Below are 19,581 nucleotides of genomic sequence, written 5' to 3' on the forward strand. Positions count from 1 at the left end.
GTTCAGTCCTTGGTGACCCGGTTGATTTCTTCCAGGCTGGTGATGCCTTGCATGGCCTTGTGCAGGCCCGAGGTGCGCAGATCGTCGAAACCGTCGCGACGCATCTGGCTGTCGATTTCCAGCGAGTTGCCTTCGGCCATGATCAGCCGTTGCAGCTCGGGGGTGTTTTTCACCACTTCATAAATCCCCACGCGCCCCTTGTAGCCGCCGTTGCAATGATCGCAACCGACCGGCTCATAGATCGTGAAACTGCCGATCTGTTCCGGCGCAAAGCCCTCCTTGATCAGTGTTTCGCGAGGGATCTCGATCGGTTTCTTGCAGTGGCTGCACAGCTTGCGCGCCAGGCGCTGGGCGATGATCAGGCTCACCGAGGTGGCGATGTTGAAGCCGGGGATACCCATGTTGTGCAGGCGGGTCAGGGTTTCGGCGGCGCTGTTGGTGTGCAGTGTGGACAACACGAGGTGCCCGGTCTGCGCAGCCTTGATCGCGATCTCGGCAGTTTCCAGGTCGCGGATCTCGCCGACCATGATCACATCCGGGTCCTGGCGCAAAAACGAGCGCAGCGCCTGGGCAAAATCCAGCCCCTGTTTCGGATTGACGTTGACCTGGTTGATGCCTTCCATGTTGATTTCCACCGGGTCTTCGGCGGTGGAAATGTTGATGTCGACGGTATTGAGGATATTCAGGCCGGTGTACAGCGATACGGTTTTCCCCGAGCCGGTTGGCCCGGTCACCAGAATCATCCCCTGCGGTTGCTTGAGCGCCGCCATGTACAGGTCTTTCTGCGCCGGCTCGTAACCCAGCGCATCAATGCCGATCTGCGCACTGGACGGATCGAGGATCCGGATCACCACTTTTTCACCCCACAGGGTCGGCAGGGTGTTGACCCGGAAGTCGATCGACTTGCTCTTCGACAGGCGCATCTTGATCCGCCCGTCCTGGGGTTTGCGTCGTTCCGAGATGTCGAGGCTGGCCATGACTTTCAGGCGTGCGGCGATCCGGCCGGCCAACTGGATCGGCGGTTTGGCCACTTCGCGCAGGATGCCGTCGGTCCGCACCCGCACCCGGAAGTTCTTTTCGTAGGGTTCGAAGTGCAGGTCGGAGGAACCACTCTTGATCGCGTCGAGCAGCATCTTGTGCACGAAGCGAACCACCGGGGCATCATCGGCATCGAGCCCGCCGATGGCGTCCTGGCGGCTGTCGTCGACGGATTCGACATCCACGCCGTCGAGATCAACATCGGCCATGTCTTCCAGCCCGCTGGCGTGGGTGTCGAAGAACTTCTCGATGGCATCGGTGAGCTTGTCGTCCTCTACCAGAATCGCTTCGGTGCTCAACCCGGTGCTGAACTGAATGTCGTTGATCGCCTGGTGATTGCTCGGGTCGGAAATGCCCACGAACAGTTTGTTGCCGCGCCGCCACAAGGGCAGGGCGTGATGCTGGCGCACCAGTTTTTCACTGACCAGGCCCTTGGGCTGGGTTTCCTTGTCGAGGCAATTGAGGTCCATGAAGGCCATGCCGAAATGCTCGGAAGCGATTTCAGCCACTTGGGAACTCTTTACCAGTTTGTTCTGCACCAGATAGCTGACCAGCGACAGCCGATTGCGCTGTGCCTGTTGCCAAGCTTGCTGGGCGCTTTTTTCCGTCAACAGTTCAGCCTGTACCAGTTGCTTGGCCAGACCGCTCAGAGCGATGTCATTCATGGGGATTCCGCACGCTTGCCGTTCATGACTTATAGCCTAGTCAAGTGACAGCGCCAAACACGTCGGGCACAGGTGACAAAAAGTGTCAGATAGTGCGGTTGTCGGTTGTAGGAAGGGCCGTCGCATCGCGCTCATGCCGAGTATTCGGGGGCATGGCACGGTTGGCATGGGCTATGCTGAGCCCATCTCAGATCATGAGATTCCGACTCATGCATGGAGCGTGGCTATGAAAAAACAACAGGGCTTTACTCTGATCGAGCTGCTGATCGTCGTGGCGATCATCGGCATTCTGGCGACCATCGCCTTGCCGCAGTATTCGAAGTATCAAGCGCGGGCCAAGGTGACCGCCGGGATTGCTGAAGCTTCTGCGCTCAAAGTCAATTTTGAAGACGTGATCAACGCAGGCTCGGCCGACCCGACCATCACCAATGTCAATGGCGGAACAGCTGCCACGCAAAACTGCACATTGGCTGTGACCGGGAAAGTTTCCGACGGCAGCGGAACCATTACTTGCACGCTGCTCAATGCTCCGGCCCCGGTGCTGAGTCAAACCGTTACTCTCACACGTGTGGCCGCCACCGGGTGGACCTGCAAATTTTCCGGCTCGAAGGATTACTCAACGACGGGCTGCCCTGGCGTCTGATCGAACGTATGAATCAAGTTTGGAAAAAGCCCCGCATTGCGGGGCTTTTTTGATTTTTCGGTTTAAAAAGATTCAATAATTTCAGCGTGTTAGGAACTTTCCGAAAAGCCGCAACTTGCATGTCAATAATGCACTTGTCATGCAAATTGCATGATTTCGAAAAATTGCTTAACTTATAACTTATTGATTTTTAAAGATTTATTGTATTTGGAAAAGTTGGCACAGCGTTCGCAATATATCCAGTAACCCTGCTGACAAGACAACCAGCAGACTTTCCAGAAAAACAGGAGTTACTCGTATGAAGAAGTTCGCTATCACTGCCGCTGCTGCTACCGCGCTGACCCTGACCATGGCTTCCGGTGCCTTCGCACAATCCACCCAGGCTACTCAGGCTCCAATGACTCTGGCTGCTGGTGAAATGACCAAGGCTAAGGAAACTACTTCCGATACCTGGATCACTACCAAAGTGAAAAGCGACCTGGTCACCGAAAAAGGCATTCCAGGTACTGACATCAAAGTCGAAACCAACAAAGGTGTTGTATCGCTGTCGTCGACTGTAGCCATCACCGAAGCTCAGAAAACTACCGCTGTAAACATCACCAAGAAAATCAAAGGCGTTAAAGCGGTCTCCGCTGACGGCCTGAAAGCCGAGTAAGGCATGACTTCTCGCCTGGACCGGGAGAAGGCGCGACAGACGGGCCGAGCAATACGTCTGCCGCAACTTTAGAGTTCATGCGAACGGTCACACGGATGTGACCATTACAGGCCCCGGCACTTGTGTCGGGGCCTGTTCTATTTCAGGGGCACCACAAAACAACTGTAGGAATGAGCCTGCTCGCGATAGCGGTGTGTCAGTCAGCAAAACGTGCCGCTGAAAGACCGCTATCGCGAGCAAGCTCACTCCTACAGAGGGATGGTGTGACTCAATTGCCGCGCTTGCTGTTGATCTGTCGCAGGCGATTGCCTTCAAAGCGCAGGTACTGGTACATGCCGTTGCTCGGGCCGTAGGTCCATTCCTCGACCTGAAACTCTTCGCGGCGATTGGCGCTGCGCTTGTAGCCGAGGGCGTCGCGACTGACCGGCTCGCCGCACTTCTGCAGCACTTCGCTGGCGCGGTCGCCGAGGCTGACCAGTTGGCTGCCACAGCGCAGCGTGTCGGAGGCCAGGGCAGGGCTGGCGGCGAGTATCAACGTCAGCGCAACCAGCCATTTGTGGTTCATCATTCGGCGTCCAGATGCATTTGCGTCACGACCCGGCCATCGCTTTCGGCCTCACCCAGGTTGGTGTCGATGAAGTACACCCGATCATCCGCCAGTTGGCCTTTGTCGACCAGATAGTCCTTGATGCTGCTGGCGCGTTCCTGACCCAGCTGGCGCAGCAGCACATCGCTGGAACTCCAGAACTTGATGATGCCTTCACGCATTTTCGCCGTGCGCTCTTCCTTGCCCAGGTCCTTCCATTCGGCCGGTGGCTGGGTTTTCAGGCGGGTGCGGTAGATGCCTTCGAGCAACGGGCCTTTCTCGTTTTCCGGGACCTGCAGCAGCGAGGCTTGCGCCGGCACCTTGTCGCCACGGCGCTGGAGCATCTTGTAGTAGTTGTACTGGTATTCGCGTTCCAGACGCTGTTCGGCGATCAACGGACCATCGCTGCTCTGCGCGGCAGTGCCTTCGATTTCCAGGCGCAGGGCCGGACGCTCCTTCAGGGCTTTGGACAGTTTATCCAGGGCCGACTCGGCGTCCTTGCTCAGGTCGCTGGAACCCGGGGCAAAGGACACGGTGCCGAGGTCTTCGGAACCGCCGCCGTTGATCAGCCCGCCAATCATCTTGAACGGTGCTGCAGCCGCTTTGACGATCAGATTGCGCAGGGTTTGCCAGACAATCGGCATCACGCTGAACTGCGGATTGTTGAGGTCGCCGGTGACCGGCAGCTCGATGGAGATCTTGCCGTCGACATCCTTGAGCAGGGCAATCGCCAGTTTCAGCGGCAGGCTCACGGCATCCGGGCTGTCGACTTTCTCACCGAGTTGCAGTTGTTCGACCACCACTTTGTTTTCAGCCTTCAACTGGCCCTTGGTGATCAGGTAATGCAGGTCGAGGTTGAGACGGCCCTTGCGGATGCGGTAACCGGCAAATTTGCCCGAGTACGGGGTCAGGGTGGTCAGCTCGACACGCTTGAAACTGGTGGCGATGTCGAGGCTGGCCATCGGGTCGAACGGGTTGACCGCGCCTTTGATGGTGACTGGCGCATAGCGGTCGACCTTGCCCTTGATGTCGACGCTGGCCGGTTTCGCCTGACGACTGTCGATGGTGCCGATCTGGCCGTTGAGCTGTTGAACCGCGGTGGCGAAGTTCGGCGTCAGGCTGAAGTCGGCGAAGTTGGCCGAGCCGTCGTTGATTGCAATCGCGCCGATGTGAATGCCCAGCGGCTTGTCCTTGCTGGCCGGTTTGGCGGCGGCAGTCTTCGCACCGCTGTCGGGCGGTTGCGGGATCAGCAGATCGTCAATGTTGGTGGTGCGGTCATCGTTGATCATGAATCGCACGTACGGCTGGAACAGGTTGACCTTGTCGATCGACAGGCTGTCACCGTGTTGATAGTTGATGCCTTCAACCACCACTTGCTGCCACTTGAGGAAGTCGCGGGTTTTCAGGGTGTCGAGGGTGTGCAGTTGATCGATCTGCGCACGCCCGGTCACGCCGAGTGCCAATGGCTCGGTACTCTTGAGATTGACCTTCAGGTCGCTGCCGAGCATGCCGCTGCGCAGTTCCAGGCGAATGAACGGATTGATGTAGGACTGCGCGACCCGCAGGTCGATGTCCTGGGTTTTCACGTTGAGCTGGGCGGTGACCGGGGCGAGGTTGACCACGCCGTCGGCGTTGATCTTGCCTTGTTTGCCCAGCCCGCTGTCGAGTTTGACCTTGAAGGGCGATCCGTTGAGGCTGTCGAAATCCTGCAGATCAATGTTCAGCGGCGTGACATCCAGCGCCACCGGCGGTTTCGCCGAACGGTCGGCCAGATGCACCGTGTAGTTGCGCAACTGCACGTCTTTGAGCAGCACTTGCCATGGCTTGCTCGGCGCGGGCGATGTTTTCGGAGAGTCGGCGGCTGCCGGGGTATTGGCAGGTTCCGCCGCGGCTTTGGCTGCGGGTTTGGACGGTTGGCTGGCGAACAGTTTCTGCCAGTCCAGTTGACCGTCGGCCTCGAGCGCGGCCCAGGTTTCCAGTTTGTTGCTGCGAATCTTGCCGACCACCACTTGTTGTTTGGCCAGGTCCACCGAGGTTTCGCTGACGTCGAGGCGTTCAAGTTTTGCCAACGGGCGGCCGTCCGGCGCCTTGATCGCGAATGGCGCAATGCTCACCGCGACGTTGTTGAGCAGCAGTTCGGTTTCTTTCGACAGATTGAGTTTGTACTCGGTGCTGAGGTTGATCACACCGTCTTCGAGCACCAGCGGCAGCGCGTCACGCACGTAGGGCCAGAACGATTTCATCTTGCCATCGGTGACCTTCAGCGTGCCTTCAGAGGTGAAGGGGATCAGGCTGAAGTTGCCCTTCCAGTCGATCTGCCCACCGGCCGGGCCGGCAGCCACCAGCGTCATGTCGGCATTGTCTTCGGGCAGGGTGCTGAGGTTTTTCAGTTCGAAGTCGAGTTTGTCGTAGAGGAACTCGATCGGCTCGCTCGGCCGGGCGTCTTCGAAATGCACATTGCCACCGGCCAACTGGATGCGGTCGATGCGCAGCGGGAACGGCTTGGCATTCGGATCGACCGGGGTCGGCTCGCTGGCGGGGAGTTTGAACAGGCCCAGCAGATTCAGCTGACCGTCCTTGGCGAAGAGGATTTCAGTCTTCGGCTTGTCCAGCTCGATATCGGCCAGGTGCAGGGCTTTGGTCCACAGGCTGTCGATTTGCAGGTTGGCGTACAACCGCTCGAAGCCGACTTGTTCCTTGCCCGGCTCACCAATGATCAGGCCCCACAGGGTGACTTCAAGGCTGAACGGATTGAGTTCGATGCGCTGGATATGCGCAGGCACCGTGGCGTAGTTGGCCAACTGCTGGTTGGCAATGCGCAGGGCGATGCCCGGCAAAATCAGAAACCCCAGCAGGCTGTAGAGGGCCAGAGCAGTCAACAAGGCGCCAATCGCGCGAATCAATCCTTTGGGCATGTGCGGCTTCATCTGTCTGAATCGGAGTGCCTTGGAGTATGGCACGCGATTCCGGTTCCGAAGTACATCGTGGGGGGCAGGATTGTTCAGATTTGTCCGCAATCGTTGTAGGAGCTGCCGCAGGCTGCGATCTTGTGATCTTGTTTTTTTAACAATCAAAGTCAAAAGATCGCAGCCTGCGGCAGCTCCCACTGGGGATTACTATCAGAGCTGGAGGATCAGGGTTTTCAAAGGGGGTTGCTGGTCCATGGAAGGGAAGTCCGCACCCGGGGTCATCACACTCCACTCGCGTACCGGACGCCCGGCTTTTTCCGCGCAGCGCAGGACCTGTTCGCGCCAGTCGTCCATGCTGACTTTTGCCAGGTTGTTGCAGCAGATCAACACGCCGTTGTCGGCGGTGGTCAGCAGGGCCGGTTTGAGCAGGCTCTGATAGTCGCGCAGCAGGTCGACGGTGCCGAATGCGCTCTTGGCCCACGCCGGCGGATCAAGCAGGACGAGGTCGTATTGACGCTGTTCGAGACGCTGATAGCTCGGCAGTTTCTGCCCGCGCCGTTGGCTGATGGGCAGACCGGCGAGTTGGCGGATTGCCGGGAAATAATCGGACTGGATGAATTGCATCTCGGGCAGTTGCGGGTTGAGCAGACCGTTTTCGCGACCGACCGCCAGGTTGCCTTCGGCAAAGTCCAGGTTGCACACCTCACGCGCACCGCCGGCCGCCGCGCTGAGGCCAACGCCGCAGGTGTAGGCGAACAGGTTGAGGACGCTTTTGCCTTTGGCGTGATCCTTGACCCAGCCGCGGGTGTTGCGCAGGTCGAGGAACAGCAGCGGATCCTGCCCGGCATGGCGCCCGCGCACGCGGTAATTGAGGCCCCACTCATGACCGATGAGATCCGCCAGTGCGGCGTCGTCGGCTTTGTAGACGCTGTCTTCGCGATCGATCCGCGAGTTGCCGCGGGAGCGGTCGTTGTAGACCAGCAGGGTGTCGAAGCCCAGCGTCTGGTTGACCATGGCGTGCAGTTGCAGCAGGTCATCCCGTTCCAGCGTCTGGTGGAAACTCTGCACCAGCAATTGCGCACCGTAGCGGTCGATGGTCAACCCACCGGCGCCTTCCTGGCTGCCGTGGAACAGCCGATAGCAATCAGTGCCCTGACTGTGCAGTGTCGCGAGCAGGTCCTGGCGTTGGTCGAGGGCGGCGCGCAGCGCCTGATTCAAGGAAGACATGCGGGCGCCTTGCTGGAGAGAATTGGGGCGCGGGAGTTTAGCAGTTACCGATGCCCTGAGACATTGCGCAGATCTGTGGCGAGGGAGCTTGCTCCCTCTCGAGTGCGAAGCGCTCGCAACATTCCGAGGATCGCTGCGCAATCCAGCGGGAGCAAGCTCCCTCGCCACAGGTTCTGTGCATAGATCAGGTCAACAGCCCCATTCGGCGTTTGGCCCGCTGCACCGAGCCATTGCGCATTGCCCAGCGCAGCATCGGCGCACTGCGTTTGACGCTGGCGCGAATCAATTGGCGCTGCAGCGAACTCTGGTGGACATCAAGCATGTCGCTGGCCCAGTCCGGCAGCAGGTCGATACCGGCCTTCATCATCAGATCGCCAAACGGTCGCGCCAGCACACTCGGAGCCGGAGCGTCGAGCAGCAAGCGCAGGACTTCGCGGCTGCGATCATCACACAGCAACTGTGGACGCATGCGTTGCAGATAATCGGCCACGGCGTGGCGGGATTTCGGTACGTCCCGCGCACCGAGGCGCTCGGCGACCACGGCGATTTCCGCGTAGTAACGATCCTGATCTGCCAGCGACAGCTGTGGGTTGCGGTAACGCAAATGCGCGGCGAGGAAGTTGCTGACTTCGGCCACATGCACCCAGGTCAGCAAGTCCGGATCGCTGGCGGCGTAAGGCCGGCCGTCCGGCGCGGTGCCGACCACTTGCAGATGAATGGTGCGCACTTTTTCGATCAGCCATTCGGCGTCGCGGCGCGAGCCAAAGGTGGTGCCGGAGACAAACTGGCTGGTGCGGCGCAAGCGTCCGAGCATGTCCTGACGAAAATTCGAATGGTCCCAGACCCCGGCCAGCGCCAGCGGATGCAGGGCTTGCAGCAACAACGCGCTGATGCCGCCGATCAGCATGCTGCTGAAGTCGCCATGAACTTGCCAACTGATCGAATCGGGGCCGAACAGCCCGGGATCGCCCTTGGGATTTTCCAGGTCAAGCTGACCCAGCGACAGCCCGGTCAGGCTCATGAGTTGCTGTTCGATACGGCTGCGGATGAATTCCATGACAACTCATTGCGGGTGGACGGGCGCGGCCGGTTGACCGCGCCGCAGACGTTACTGATTCAGGCGCTTGTCGATCAAGCCCTGTAGGACGCTCGGATCGGCCAGGGTCGAGGTGTCGCCAAGGCTGTCGAGCTCATTGCAGGCAATCTTGCGCAAGATGCGGCGCATGATCTTGCCTGAACGGGTTTTCGGCAAGGCCGGCGCCCATTGGATCAGGTCCGGTTTGGCGAAGCTGCCGATTTCCTTGCTGACATGGGCCAGCAGTTCTTTCTTCAGCTCATCGCTCGGCTCGACGCCGTTCATGGGGGTGACGAAGGCGTAGATGCCCTGGCCTTTGACGTCGTGCGGGTAACCGACCACGGCGGCCTCGGCGATGCTGTCGTGCAGCACCAGCGCACTTTCCACTTCGGCGGTGCCGATGCGATGGCCGGAGACGTTGATCACGTCGTCGATGCGCCCGGTGATCCAGTAGTCGCCGTCCTCATCGCGGCGCGCGCCGTCACCGGTGAAGTAATAGCCGGGGTAGGGTTTGAAGTAGGTGTCGACCATCCGTTGCGGGTCGCCGTAGACGCTGCGGATCTGCGCCGGCCAGCTCGACTTGATCGCCAGCACGCCGCTGCCGGCGCCTTTGATTTCCTTGCCGTGCTCGTCCAGCAGCACCGGTTGCACGCCGAACATCGGCTGTGTGGCGCAACCCGGTTTGATTCGCTGCGCACTCACCAGCGGGCTGAGCATGATGCCGCCGGTTTCGGTCTGCCACCAGGTATCGATAATCGGGCAACGCTGTTCGCCGACCACGTTGAAGTACCATTCCCACGCTTCCGGGTTGATCGGCTCACCGACGCTGCCGAGCAGTCTGAGGCTCGCGCGCGACGTTTCCTGCAATGGCCCGGCACCCTCGCGCATCAGCGCCCGCAAGGCCGTCGGCGCGGTGTAGAAGATGTTGACGTGGTGTTTGTCGATCACCTGCCAGAAGCGCGACGTGCTTGGGTAGCTCGGCACGCCTTCGAAGATCAGCGTGGTCGCGCCATTGGCCAGGGGGCCGTAGACGATGTAGCTGTGGCCGGTGACCCAGCCGACGTCGGCGGTGCACCAGAACACTTCGCCGTCTCGGTAATCGAGCACGTACTTGAAGGTCATCGCCGCTTGCAGCAGGTAGCCGCCGGTGGTGTGCAACACGCCTTTGGGTTTGCCGGTACTGCCGGAGGTGTAGAGGATGAACAGCGGGTCTTCGGCGTCCATCGGCTCTGGCGGGCAGTCGTCGCTGACGTCACGCACGGCCTGGTGATACCAGAGGTCACGGCCCTCGACCCAATCGACCTGGCCTTGGGTGCGCTCGACCACCACGACGGTGCTGACGTCCGGGCAGCTTTGCAGGGCCTTGTCGACGTTCTGCTTGAGCGGCACGAACTTGCCGCCGCGCACGCCTTCATCGGCAGTGATCACCGTGCGGCAGTCGGCGTCGAGGATGCGGTCACGCAACGAATCCGGGGAGAAGCCGCCGAACACCACTGAGTGAATCGCGCCGATCCGCGCGCAGGCGAGCATGGCGTAGGCCGCTTCGGGGATCATCGGCATGTAGATGCACACCCGGTCGCCTTTTTTCACGCCACGGCTTTTCAGCACGTTGGCCAGTCGGCAGACATGGTGATGAAGTTTTTTGTAGGTGATCTGCGCCGATTCGGCCGGGTCGTCGCCTTCCCAGAGTATCGCTGTCTGTTCGCCGCGTTGCGCGAGGTGGCGGTCGATGCAGTTGTAGCTGACGTTCAGTGTGCCCCCGGCAAACCAGGAGGCTTCACCGGTTTTCAGGTCGTAGCGCTGGACGGTCTGCCACGGCGTGCTCCAGTCGAGGAAGCGGGTGGCCTGTTCGGCCCAGAAGGCGCTGGGGTGTTCAATGGATTCGCGGTACAGGCGCTTGTAGTCGTCCTGACTGAGTTGAGCTGCCCGGCGGACGGCATCGGCTTTGGGGAACGTGCTGATATCGAACATGACGGTTCCTTATTCTTGTTGTGCGAAGAATAAAGATGCGCCGAGAGGGCCAAGGGTTCAAGCCGCATCAGGAATCTGATGTTTGAGCCTGATTATGAATACACCCAAAACAACTGTAGGAGTGAGCCTGCTCGCGATCGCGGTGTGTCATTCAACATCAATGCTGATCGACACGCCGCAATCGCGAGCAGGCTCACTCCTACAGGGGATTTTTTGCCCACAGGGTCTGGGGGAGACAAAGCCTGTGGGCCGAGCCATCAAATCACCCGCGGTGACGACCGCGGAAGTAGTTGATCAGGCCTTGGGTGGAGGCATCGTCAGCGCTGGTTTCATCGCTGCCGACCAGACGGTTGTAAACGCCTTTGCCCAGTTCCTTGCCCAGTTCCACACCCCACTGATCGAAGGCGTTGATGCCCCAGACCACGCTTTGCACGAACACTTTGTGCTCGTACATGGCGACCAGCGCGCCGAGGCGACGCGGGCTGATGCGTTCGACCACAAGGGTGTTGCTCGGACGGTTGCCCGGGATCACCTTGTGCGGAGCAAGCTTGTGCACCTGGTCTTCGCTCATGCCTTTGTCGCGCAGTTCGGCCTCGGCTTCCGGCAGGGTCTTGCCGAGCATCAGCGCCTGGCTCTGCGACAGGCAGTTCGCGTACAGCCACTGATGGTGGTCGGAGACCGGGTTGAAGCTGACGATCGGCACGATGAAATCGGCCGGAATCAGTTGGGTGCCCTGGTGCAGCAACTGGTGGTAAGCGTGCTGACCGTTGCAGCCGACGCCGCCCCAGATGACCGGACCGGTGTCGGTCGACACCGCGGTGCCGTCCTGACGCACGCTCTTGCCGTTGGACTCCATGTCCAACTGCTGCAAGTGCTTGGTGATGTTGCGCAGGTAGTGGTCGTACGGCAGGATCGCGTGGCTTTGCGCGCCCCAGAAGTTGCCGTACCACACGCCGAGCAGGGCCAGCAGCACCGGCATGTTCTGTTCGAACGGCGCGCTTTGGAAATGCTGGTCCATGGTGTAGGCACCGGACAGCAGTTCCTTGAAGTTGGACATGCCGATGGCCAGGGCAATTGGCAGGCCGATGGCCGACCACAGCGAGTAACGACCGCCGACCCAGTCCCACATCGGGAAGATGTTTTCTTCACGGATGCCGAACGCGACCGCTGCGGCGTTGTTGCTCGATACCGCGATGAAGTGGCGATACAGCTCGGCTTCCGAACCACCCTGAGCCAGATACCAGGCGCGTGCGGCCTGGGCGTTCTTCAGGGTTTCAAGGGTGTTGAAAGACTTCGACGAAACGATGAACAGCGTGGTTTCGGCGCGCAGCTTTTGCGTCAGTTCGTGGAACTCACTGCCGTCGATGTTCGCCAGATAATGGCAACGCACGCCTTTCTGCGCGTAGGACAGCAACGCCTCGGAAACCAGCTCCGGGCCGAGGAACGAACCACCGATGCCGATGTTCACCACGTCGGTGATCGGCTTCTCGGTGTAGCCCCGCCACAGGCCATCGTGGATGCGGCCAACCAGATCAGTGATCTGGTTCAGCACCTTGTGCACTTCCGGCATCACGTTGACGCCATTGACCGACAGCTTGTCGCCCACCGGACGGCGCAGGGCCGTGTGCAGGGCCGGGCGGCCTTCGGAGGCGTTGACGATTTCGCCGTCGAACAGCGCTTTGATCGCGCCTTTCAAATCGACTTCATTGGCCAGGCCCACCAGCAGATTGCGGGTCTCGGCGTTGATCAGGTTCTTCGAATAATCGAGAAACAGTCCGCAGCTGCTGAGGGTGAATTGATTGAAGCGCTGCGGATCGGCGTTGAAGGCTTCGCGCATGCTGAAATCCTGCATGGCTTGGCGGTGATCTTTCAACGCTTGCCAGGCAGGCAGAGCGGTAACGTCGTGAGGAGTGCGGTAGTACGCCATCGCTGCGGTTTTCCTTTTTACTTGAACGGCCTTTTGAACACAGAACAGACCGATACGCCATGTTTGGGCGAGGGTCAAATGCGTCGACACGATTTTTCGATGCAGGGCGAATACAGTAAACCTCGCGCTGCGATCTGTCTTGACTTCTTCTGACCTGTTCCCTGTACTTTTTTAACATCGATACCGGGAACAAGCCGACCAACGGAAGGGGAGTGGCGCGTCGAAGCGGCTCAGGCCACCTGCACCGGGATGGCGTTGCTGGTGTGACTCAGCTCATTGCCGGGTGCCATGTACAGCATGCGTGGCTTGAAATTCAGCAGTTCCGCTTCGCTGTAATGGGCGTAGGCGCAAATGATCACCCGGTCGCCGACCTTGGCCTTGTGTGCGGCTGCGCCGTTGACCGAAATCATCCGCGAACCTTCTTCACCGCGGATCGCGTAGGTGGTGAAGCGCTCGCCGTTGTCGACGTTGTAAATCTGGATCTGCTCGTACTCACGGATGCCGGACAAGTCCAGCCACTCGCCATCAATGGCGCAGGAACCTTCGTAATCGAGTACCGCATGGGTGACTTCGGCGCGATGCAACTTGGCCTTGAGCATGATGGCGTGCATGAGGGATTTCCCGGGTTGGAAGCGAACGGCGGGCAGTGTGCCCGAAGGCTTTGGGGGCGGCAATACAACGCAAAAGATCGCAGCCTGCGGCAGCTCCTACATGGACTCATGTGTAGGAGCTGCCGCAGGCTGCGATCTTTTGATCTTGTTTTAAACGGGGGTATCGAGGTTCAGGTGCAGGTTGTCGATCAACCGGGTAGTGCCGAGGAACGCGGCCACCAGAATCACCAGATCGCGGTCTTCAGCCGTCGCCGGGCGCAGGGTCAGAGCATGGCGGATTTCCAGGTAATCGGGGCGCAGGCCGGCGGCTTCCAGCTGTTGCACCTGGGCGGCGATCAGCGCCGGGTAATCGCGCTCACCGTGCTTGATCGACTCGGCGATGGCGCTCAGGGTGCGATAGACCACCGGGGCCACCGCACGCTGGTCTTCGCTGAGGAAACCGTTGCGCGACGACAGCGCCAGGCCGTCGGCCGCACGCACGGTCGGTTCGCCGATGATCTGGATCGGCATGTTCAGGTCGTGCACCAGCGCGCGAATCACCGCCAGTTGCTGGAAGTCTTTCTGGCCGAAGATCGCCAGGTCCGGCTGGACCATGTTGAACAGCTTGCTGACCACCGTCGCCACGCCTTCGAAGTGCCCCGGACGGCTGGCGCCGCACAGGCCTTCAGACAGTTGCGGGACGCTGACCCGGGTCTGTCCGGCCATGCCGTCGGGGTACATCTCTTCGACCGTCGGGGCGAACAGCAGATGGCAGCCGGCTTGCAGCAGCTTCTCCTGATCCGCCGCCAGGGTGCGCGGGTATTTGTCGAGGTCTTCGCCGGCGCCGAATTGCAGCGGGTTGACGAAGATGCTCGCGACCACGAAATCCACCCGTTGACTGGCTTTGGTGATCAGCGCGATGTGGCCGCTGTGCAGGTTGCCCATGGTCGGCACGAAGCCGATGCGCTTGCCTTCACTGCGGGCGCGCGCCACGGCAGCGCGCAGTTCGCGTACGGTTTTAACGGTGTTCATGCAGAGAATCCGTGTTCGATGCCAGGGAAAGTAACGCCTTTGACTTCGTTGACGTAAGCCTTCAGTGCGGACTGGATGCTGTCCTGGCCGTGCATGAAGTTCTTGACGAATTTCGGTACGCGGCCGGTGATCGACAGGCCGAGCATGTCGTGCAGCACCAGCACCTGACCGTCGGTGGCACTACCGGCGCCGATGCCGATGACCGGGATCTTCACGGCCTGGCTGATTTCCGCAGCCAGTTCGCTCGGTACGCATTCGAGCAGCAGCATGGCCGCGCCAGCCTGTTCCAGCGAGATCGCATCGGCACGCATCTGCCGTGCCTGGTTCTCGTTGCGGCCTTGCACTTTATAGCCGCCGAGAATGTTCACCGCTTGCGGGGTCAGGCCCATGTGTGCGCAGACCGGCACACCGCGTTCGGCCAGCAGGCGGATCGACTCCGCCAGCCACAGCGCACCTTCAACCTTGACCATGTGCGCACCCGCCTGCATCAGCATGGCGCTGTTGGTCAGGGTTTGTTCGATGGTGGCGTTGGCCATGAACGGCAGGTCGGCCAGGATCAGGGCATCGGTGTTGCCGCGTTTGACGCAGGCGGTGTGGTAGGCCATTTCTGCGATGGTGACCGGCAGGGTGCTGTCGTGACCTTGCAGAACCATGCCGAGGGAGTCGCCCACCAGCAGCACTTCGACACCGGCCTCGTTGCAGGCGTGGGCGAAGGTCGCGTCATAGCAGGTCAGCATGGTGATCTTTTCACCTTTCTGCTTGAGGCTCTGGAGCGTGGTCAGGGTGATGGCTGGCATGTAAAAAATCCTCGTTCAGGCGCTCTGAAAACTACTGCGAGTAACGCGCGTGATTCTTCGTCTACTCAGGCGCACGGTCTTTTGTCGTGCTTATAAGGCCTGGATTGCGCCCGTATGTGCCGGGTTGGCGGCAGCGGGACGCCTATAGTCGTGATGAGCCAACAGGAAGTCAATTGCGTGTGTTACCGCATTGTTACGAGGGGAGTGTTACCGGCGTTACTGATGCGATTCAGCGGCGCGGCGGGCCTGATTCGCGGGTTTTTTGTCCGACAAAATGGCAATGCCGCATGCTCTCTGTGTAGGAGCTGCCGGAGGCTGCGATCTTTTGATCTTGCTCTTGTTTCTAAACAAACAGGATCAAAAGATCGCAGCCTTCGACAGCTCCTACAGGGGATTTCTGTCAGGCGTGGGAGAGGCGTTCCAGGCCGACGAACGGGCAGGCGGCCAACAGGTCGGGCAGTGCGCGACCATCGGCCAGGCGCAGATCCTCGGGGGCCAGTTCGGCCAGGGGATAGAGAACGAACGCGCGTTCCTGAATCTGGTAGTGCGGGACTTTTAGACGTGGCTCGTCGATCAGGCGATCGCCGTACAGCAGGATATCCAGATCCAGCGTGCGCGGTCCCCAGCGCTCCAGGCGCTCGCGACCCTGATCGTTTTCGATCGCTTGCAGCGCATCGAGCAGATCCAGTGGCGCCAGTTCACTGTCGAGGGCCGCAACCGCGTTGGTGTAACGCGGTTGGCCCGGCAGCAGTGAATCGCTCTGATAAAACGCCGAGACACCGGCGAGGCGGGTCTCTGGCAATTGCCCCAGCGCGCTGAGCGCGCTGCGCAATTGTTCTGCCGGATCGGCGAGGTTGCTGCCCAGGCCGATATAGATGCGTTCCATGCCTTATTCGCCCGATGCGCTCGGAGCCCCGGCGCGCTTGCGCTTGGAACCGCTGCTACGGCGACGTTTGCGTGGCGCGCCACTGGCGTCATCACCCTTGCCGCTGAGGTCGCGGATCATATCGCGACGTTCGCTGTCGTTGGCGTCCTGATAGTCGGTCCACCATTCGCCCAGGCCATCGGTCTGCTCGCCAGCGCTTTCGCGTAACAGCAGGAAGTCGTAGCCGGCGCGGAAACGCGGGTTGTCCAGCAGCAGGTCGGCACGTTTGCCGCTGCGGCGGGGCAGGCGCTCCTGCATGTCCCAGATCTCGCGGATCGGCATGGTGAAGCGTTTTGGAATCGCGATGCGCTGGCACTGCTCGGCGATCAGCTCGTGCGCGGCTTCCTGCATCGCCGGAATCGGCGGCATGCCGCGCTCTTGCAGACGCAACACGCGGGCTGGCAGGGCAGGCCATAGCAGGGCGGCAAACAGGAACGCCGGGGTCACCGGTTTGTTCTGCTTGATGCGCAGGTCGGTGTTGGTCAGCGCTTCGCTGATCAGCGTATGGGTGTATTCCGGGTTGTGCTCGAGTGCATCGGCACTGGCCGGGAACAGCGGGGCGAACAATTGCAGATCGACCAGCATCTCGAAGGTGATCGCGCCGTGGCCGGAGAGGAACAGCTTGAGCACTTCCTCGAACAGACGGGCTGACGGGATCTCGCGCAGCATCGGCGCCAGTTCACGGATCGGCTGCACGGTGTGCTTCTCGATACCGAAATTGAGCTTGGCGGCGAAACGCACGGCGCGCAGCATGCGCACCGGGTCTTCCTGGTAGCGCTGCTTCGGATCGCCGATCAGGCGGATCAGGTGATTGCGGATGTCGTGTACGCCGTTGGCGTAATCGAGAATGCGCTCGCTGACCGGATCGTAATACAGGGCGTTGATGGTGAAGTCGCGGCGTTGCGCGTCTTCTTCCAGGGTGCCGTAGACGTTGTCGCGCAGAATCCGCCCGCTCTCGTTACGCGAAGACTGATTGCTGTCTTCTTCGTCTTCGTTTTGCGGGTGATTGGCGCGGAAGGTCGCGACTTCGATGATTTCGCGACCGAAATGGATATGCACCAGTTTGAAGCGGCGACCGATGATCCGCGCATTGCGGAATTCGGCACGGACTTGCTCGGGGGTGGCGCTGGTGGCGACGTCGAAATCCTTGGGTGTGATGCCCAGGAGCATGTCACGCACGCAACCACCGACCAGATAAGCCTGGTAACCGGCACCTTGCAGGCGTTCGACGATATTGACCGCATAGCGGCTGAATTGCCCTTTTTGCAGCGAATGTTGGCCGCTGTTGAGGACTTCAGGCGTGCTACGGATGTGTTGCGTACGACGCAGGGGAGTTCGGAATGACTGGAACAGCTTCTTCAGCATGGGATGCACTGTTTGAAGGAATGTTCGGCCATACCAAAGAATGACCGCATGATGGGCGCAGATTCTAGCATTTAGTCGGGGGATGGTGTAGGAGGCTGCCGATTTGCCCTGAAAGCCGCTGGCTACAGGCGTCGAGCGGGGTGTAGGCCGAGGATTTTGCCGAAAGGCAGAAACCACAAGGGGAGCCGAAGCTCCCCCAGAAGTAGTTGCGTGCTCTTTTTATTATTGATTCGGGCTTCTTGTTTTTGTTGAGTGCCCTCGCCATGAAGTATTTCCTTCATGACCCTCCCAATCGGGAGCCAAGAGCAAACGGATTGCTTTGGTCGCTGAGTTGCAGTGATCTTGCGATCCAACCAGTACAGGCTCTGTCTTAGGACAGTTTTTGTTGTTCTCGGCCTGGTCGCGGGGCTAGCCCCAAATACAACGCCTCTCCAAAAGAATCAGTTAGCTGCGCCTCTCGCCGTCTTGTTTTTATTGTGCGTGAGTCGATTCGTCTTATTTTTATTGTCTTGTGCATTGCTTGTTATTGTTCTTGTACCAAACATATAGCAGGTGCCGTGCCAACTTTTGCGAGGCCCAATAAAACAAGGGGTTAGGTCGATATAACCGTTTTCTCGGGGCGTAAAAAAGCCGGGGTTTCGTTACCGATAACCCCGGCTTCTGTTACGTGAAAGGACTGAGGTAACAGTTTTTTCACATCTTCAAGCGTTACCCGCACACTCGACAGGTAACGTTCAGCTCTCGCTGGTGACGCCGGTCTTGCGTCGTGGAATGCCCAGGCGCTGACGGCGTTCCCACAGGCACTTGCGGCTGACGCCCAGTTTGCGCGCCAGTTCGGTCTCGGTCATGTGGTCCTGATGCTCAAGCACGAAGTGCTGGAAGTAGTCTTCCAGCGACAGGTCTTCGGTCGGCTCATGGCTGCTGTTGCTGGTGTTACCCGCGGTTTGTGCCGGCAAGCCGATGAACTCGTCGTCTTCCAGATCGCTCAGCTCGATGTCGATGCCCAGCAGTTCGGCAGAGATTTCCGGGCTTTCGCTCAGGATCACCGCACGCTCGACCGCGTTTTCCAGCTCGCGCACGTTACCCGGCCACGAATAGTGACGGATGGCCTGTTCGGCATCGGCGGCAAATTTCAGGTCGGTACGGTTGATGCGCGCACTCTGGCGGGCGAGGAACGCCGTGGCGATTTCATTGACGTCGGCGCCACGTTCGCGCAACGCCGGCAGTTTCAGGGCGATCACGTGCAGACGGTAATAAAGGTCTTCACGGAACTGGCCGATTTTCGCCAGGCTCTTGAGGTCGCGGTGGGTCGCGGCGATCAAACGCACATCGACCTTTTGCGACTGCACCGAACCCACGCGGCGAATTTCACCTTCCTGCAGCACTCGCAGCAGACGTGCCTGGGCTTCCAGCGGCAGTTCGCCGATCTCGTCGAGGAACAGCGTGCCGCCGTCCGCCGCTTCCACCAGACCGGCACGACCGGCGCTGGCGCCAGTGAACGCACCTTTTTCGTGGCCGAACAGTTCGGACTCGATCAGGCTTTCCGGGATGGCTGCACAGTTCACCGAAATCATCGGTGCCTTGGCGCGCTTGGACAGGTTGTGCAGGGCGCGGGCGACCAGCTCTTTACCGGTGCCGGACTCGCCCTGGATCAGGACATTGGAGTCGGTCGGCGCGACTTTGCGGATCTTGCTGTACAGATCCTGCATCGGCGGGCACGAACCAATGATGCCGATCTCGCCGTTGCTGTTGTCGACAGACGACTTGCCGCTGCCATTGGCCGCTTTGCCGGCAGGCACTTCGCCAGCGGCAGGCGCCGACTGGTGATCTCGCAGGATCCGCGCGACCGCCTGGAGCATTTCATCGTGATCGAAAGGCTTGGCGATGTAGTCCACCGCGCCCATCTTCATCGAGTCCACTGCCGAACGCAGGCTGGCGTAACTGGTCATGATCAGCACCGGCTTGCCCTGACCAAGCTTGATCAGCTCGGTACCGGGGGCGCCAGGCAGGCGCAGGTCGCTGACGATCAGATCGAATGTGGGAATACTGAAGCGTTCTTGTGCTTCCTGCACAGAACCGGCTTCGCTGACCTGGTACTGGTTGCGTTCCAGCAGGCGGCGCAAGGCGGAGCGGATAATGGTTTCGTCTTCGACGATCAAAATGTGCGGCATTGATT

The 19,581-nt window shown here is 60.0% G+C and carries 15 protein-coding genes; 2 read left to right on the forward strand and 13 right to left on the reverse strand.

Going from position 1 to position 19,581, the window contains the following annotated elements; genetic code table 11:
- Positions 1–2 precede the first annotated feature (2 nt).
- Positions 3–1,703: a type IV-A pilus assembly ATPase PilB gene (gene pilB / locus HBN98_RS26840; RefSeq protein WP_083367891.1), complete on the reverse strand. Its 1,701-nt coding sequence runs from the start codon at positions 1,701–1,703 to the stop codon at positions 3–5.
- 226 nt (positions 1,704–1,929) lie between these two features.
- Between pilB and HBN98_RS26845 the strand changes: the two genes are divergently transcribed.
- A complete protein-coding gene (locus HBN98_RS26845; RefSeq protein ID WP_083367892.1) occupies positions 1,930–2,346 on the forward strand; it encodes a pilin in 417 nt (138 codons plus the stop codon).
- Positions 2,347–2,644: 298 nt separating this feature from the next.
- Positions 2,645–3,001: a BON domain-containing protein gene (locus HBN98_RS26850; RefSeq protein ID WP_016986244.1), complete on the forward strand. Its 357-nt coding sequence runs from the start codon at positions 2,645–2,647 to the stop codon at positions 2,999–3,001.
- 268 nt (positions 3,002–3,269) lie between these two features.
- Here the strand turns inward: HBN98_RS26850 and HBN98_RS26855 are convergent, their stop codons facing one another.
- From HBN98_RS26855 to HBN98_RS26910, 12 genes are all read right to left on the reverse strand, one after another.
- Positions 3,270–3,566: a DUF2845 domain-containing protein gene (locus HBN98_RS26855; protein ID WP_064589229.1), complete on the reverse strand. Its 297-nt coding sequence runs from the start codon at positions 3,564–3,566 to the stop codon at positions 3,270–3,272.
- Entirely contained in the window at positions 3,566–6,514 is a 2,949-nt protein-coding gene (locus tag HBN98_RS26860) for a DUF748 domain-containing protein (RefSeq protein ID WP_083367893.1), read from the reverse strand. The genes HBN98_RS26855 and HBN98_RS26860 overlap by 1 nt, the downstream gene beginning before the upstream one ends.
- Positions 6,515–6,706: 192 nt before the next feature.
- The gene (locus HBN98_RS26865; protein WP_064589227.1) at positions 6,707–7,723 is read right to left on the reverse strand and encodes a class I SAM-dependent rRNA methyltransferase; all 1,017 of its coding nucleotides are present in this window, start codon (positions 7,721–7,723) and stop codon (positions 6,707–6,709) included.
- Positions 7,724–7,907: 184 nt separating this feature from the next.
- Positions 7,908–8,780, reverse strand: a complete 873-nt coding sequence (locus HBN98_RS26870; protein ID WP_083367894.1) for an oxygenase MpaB family protein — start codon at positions 8,778–8,780, stop codon at positions 7,908–7,910.
- A 51-nt stretch (positions 8,781–8,831) separates the two neighbouring features.
- Entirely contained in the window at positions 8,832–10,769 is a 1,938-nt protein-coding gene (acs, locus tag HBN98_RS26875; RefSeq protein WP_083367895.1) for an acetate--CoA ligase, read from the reverse strand.
- A gap of 262 nt (positions 10,770–11,031) precedes the next feature.
- Positions 11,032–12,696, reverse strand: a complete 1,665-nt coding sequence (gene pgi, locus HBN98_RS26880) for a glucose-6-phosphate isomerase (RefSeq protein WP_064589224.1) — start codon at positions 12,694–12,696, stop codon at positions 11,032–11,034.
- Between the two features lie 230 nt (positions 12,697–12,926).
- Positions 12,927–13,307 (reverse strand): aspartate 1-decarboxylase, encoded by a 381-nt coding sequence (gene panD / locus HBN98_RS26885; RefSeq protein ID WP_003228271.1) that lies wholly within the window; start codon positions 13,305–13,307, stop codon positions 12,927–12,929.
- 150 nt (positions 13,308–13,457) lie between these two features.
- Positions 13,458–14,318 carry a pantoate--beta-alanine ligase gene (gene panC / locus HBN98_RS26890; protein ID WP_064589223.1) on the reverse strand — a complete coding sequence of 287 codons (861 nt, stop codon included), beginning with the start codon at positions 14,316–14,318 and terminating at the stop codon, positions 13,458–13,460.
- The gene (gene panB / locus HBN98_RS26895) at positions 14,315–15,115 is read right to left on the reverse strand and encodes a 3-methyl-2-oxobutanoate hydroxymethyltransferase (RefSeq protein ID WP_064589222.1); all 801 of its coding nucleotides are present in this window, start codon (positions 15,113–15,115) and stop codon (positions 14,315–14,317) included. The genes panC and panB overlap by 4 nt, the downstream gene beginning before the upstream one ends.
- 400 nt (positions 15,116–15,515) lie before the next feature.
- A complete protein-coding gene (folK, locus tag HBN98_RS26900) occupies positions 15,516–16,001 on the reverse strand; it encodes a 2-amino-4-hydroxy-6-hydroxymethyldihydropteridine diphosphokinase (RefSeq protein ID WP_083367896.1) in 486 nt (161 codons plus the stop codon).
- A gap of 3 nt (positions 16,002–16,004) precedes the next feature.
- Positions 16,005–17,405, reverse strand: coding sequence for a polynucleotide adenylyltransferase PcnB (locus HBN98_RS26905; RefSeq protein ID WP_064589220.1), 1,401 nt, complete (start codon positions 17,403–17,405; stop codon positions 16,005–16,007).
- A 734-nt stretch (positions 17,406–18,139) separates the two neighbouring features.
- Positions 18,140–19,576, reverse strand: a complete 1,437-nt coding sequence (locus HBN98_RS26910; RefSeq protein ID WP_064589219.1) for a sigma-54-dependent transcriptional regulator — start codon at positions 19,574–19,576, stop codon at positions 18,140–18,142.
- Positions 19,577–19,581: the final 5 nt, after the last annotated feature.

It is taken from the genome of Pseudomonas koreensis (assembly GCF_012986595.1).
In the GTDB taxonomy this organism is placed as follows: Bacteria; Pseudomonadota; Gammaproteobacteria; order Pseudomonadales; family Pseudomonadaceae; genus Aquipseudomonas; species Aquipseudomonas koreensis.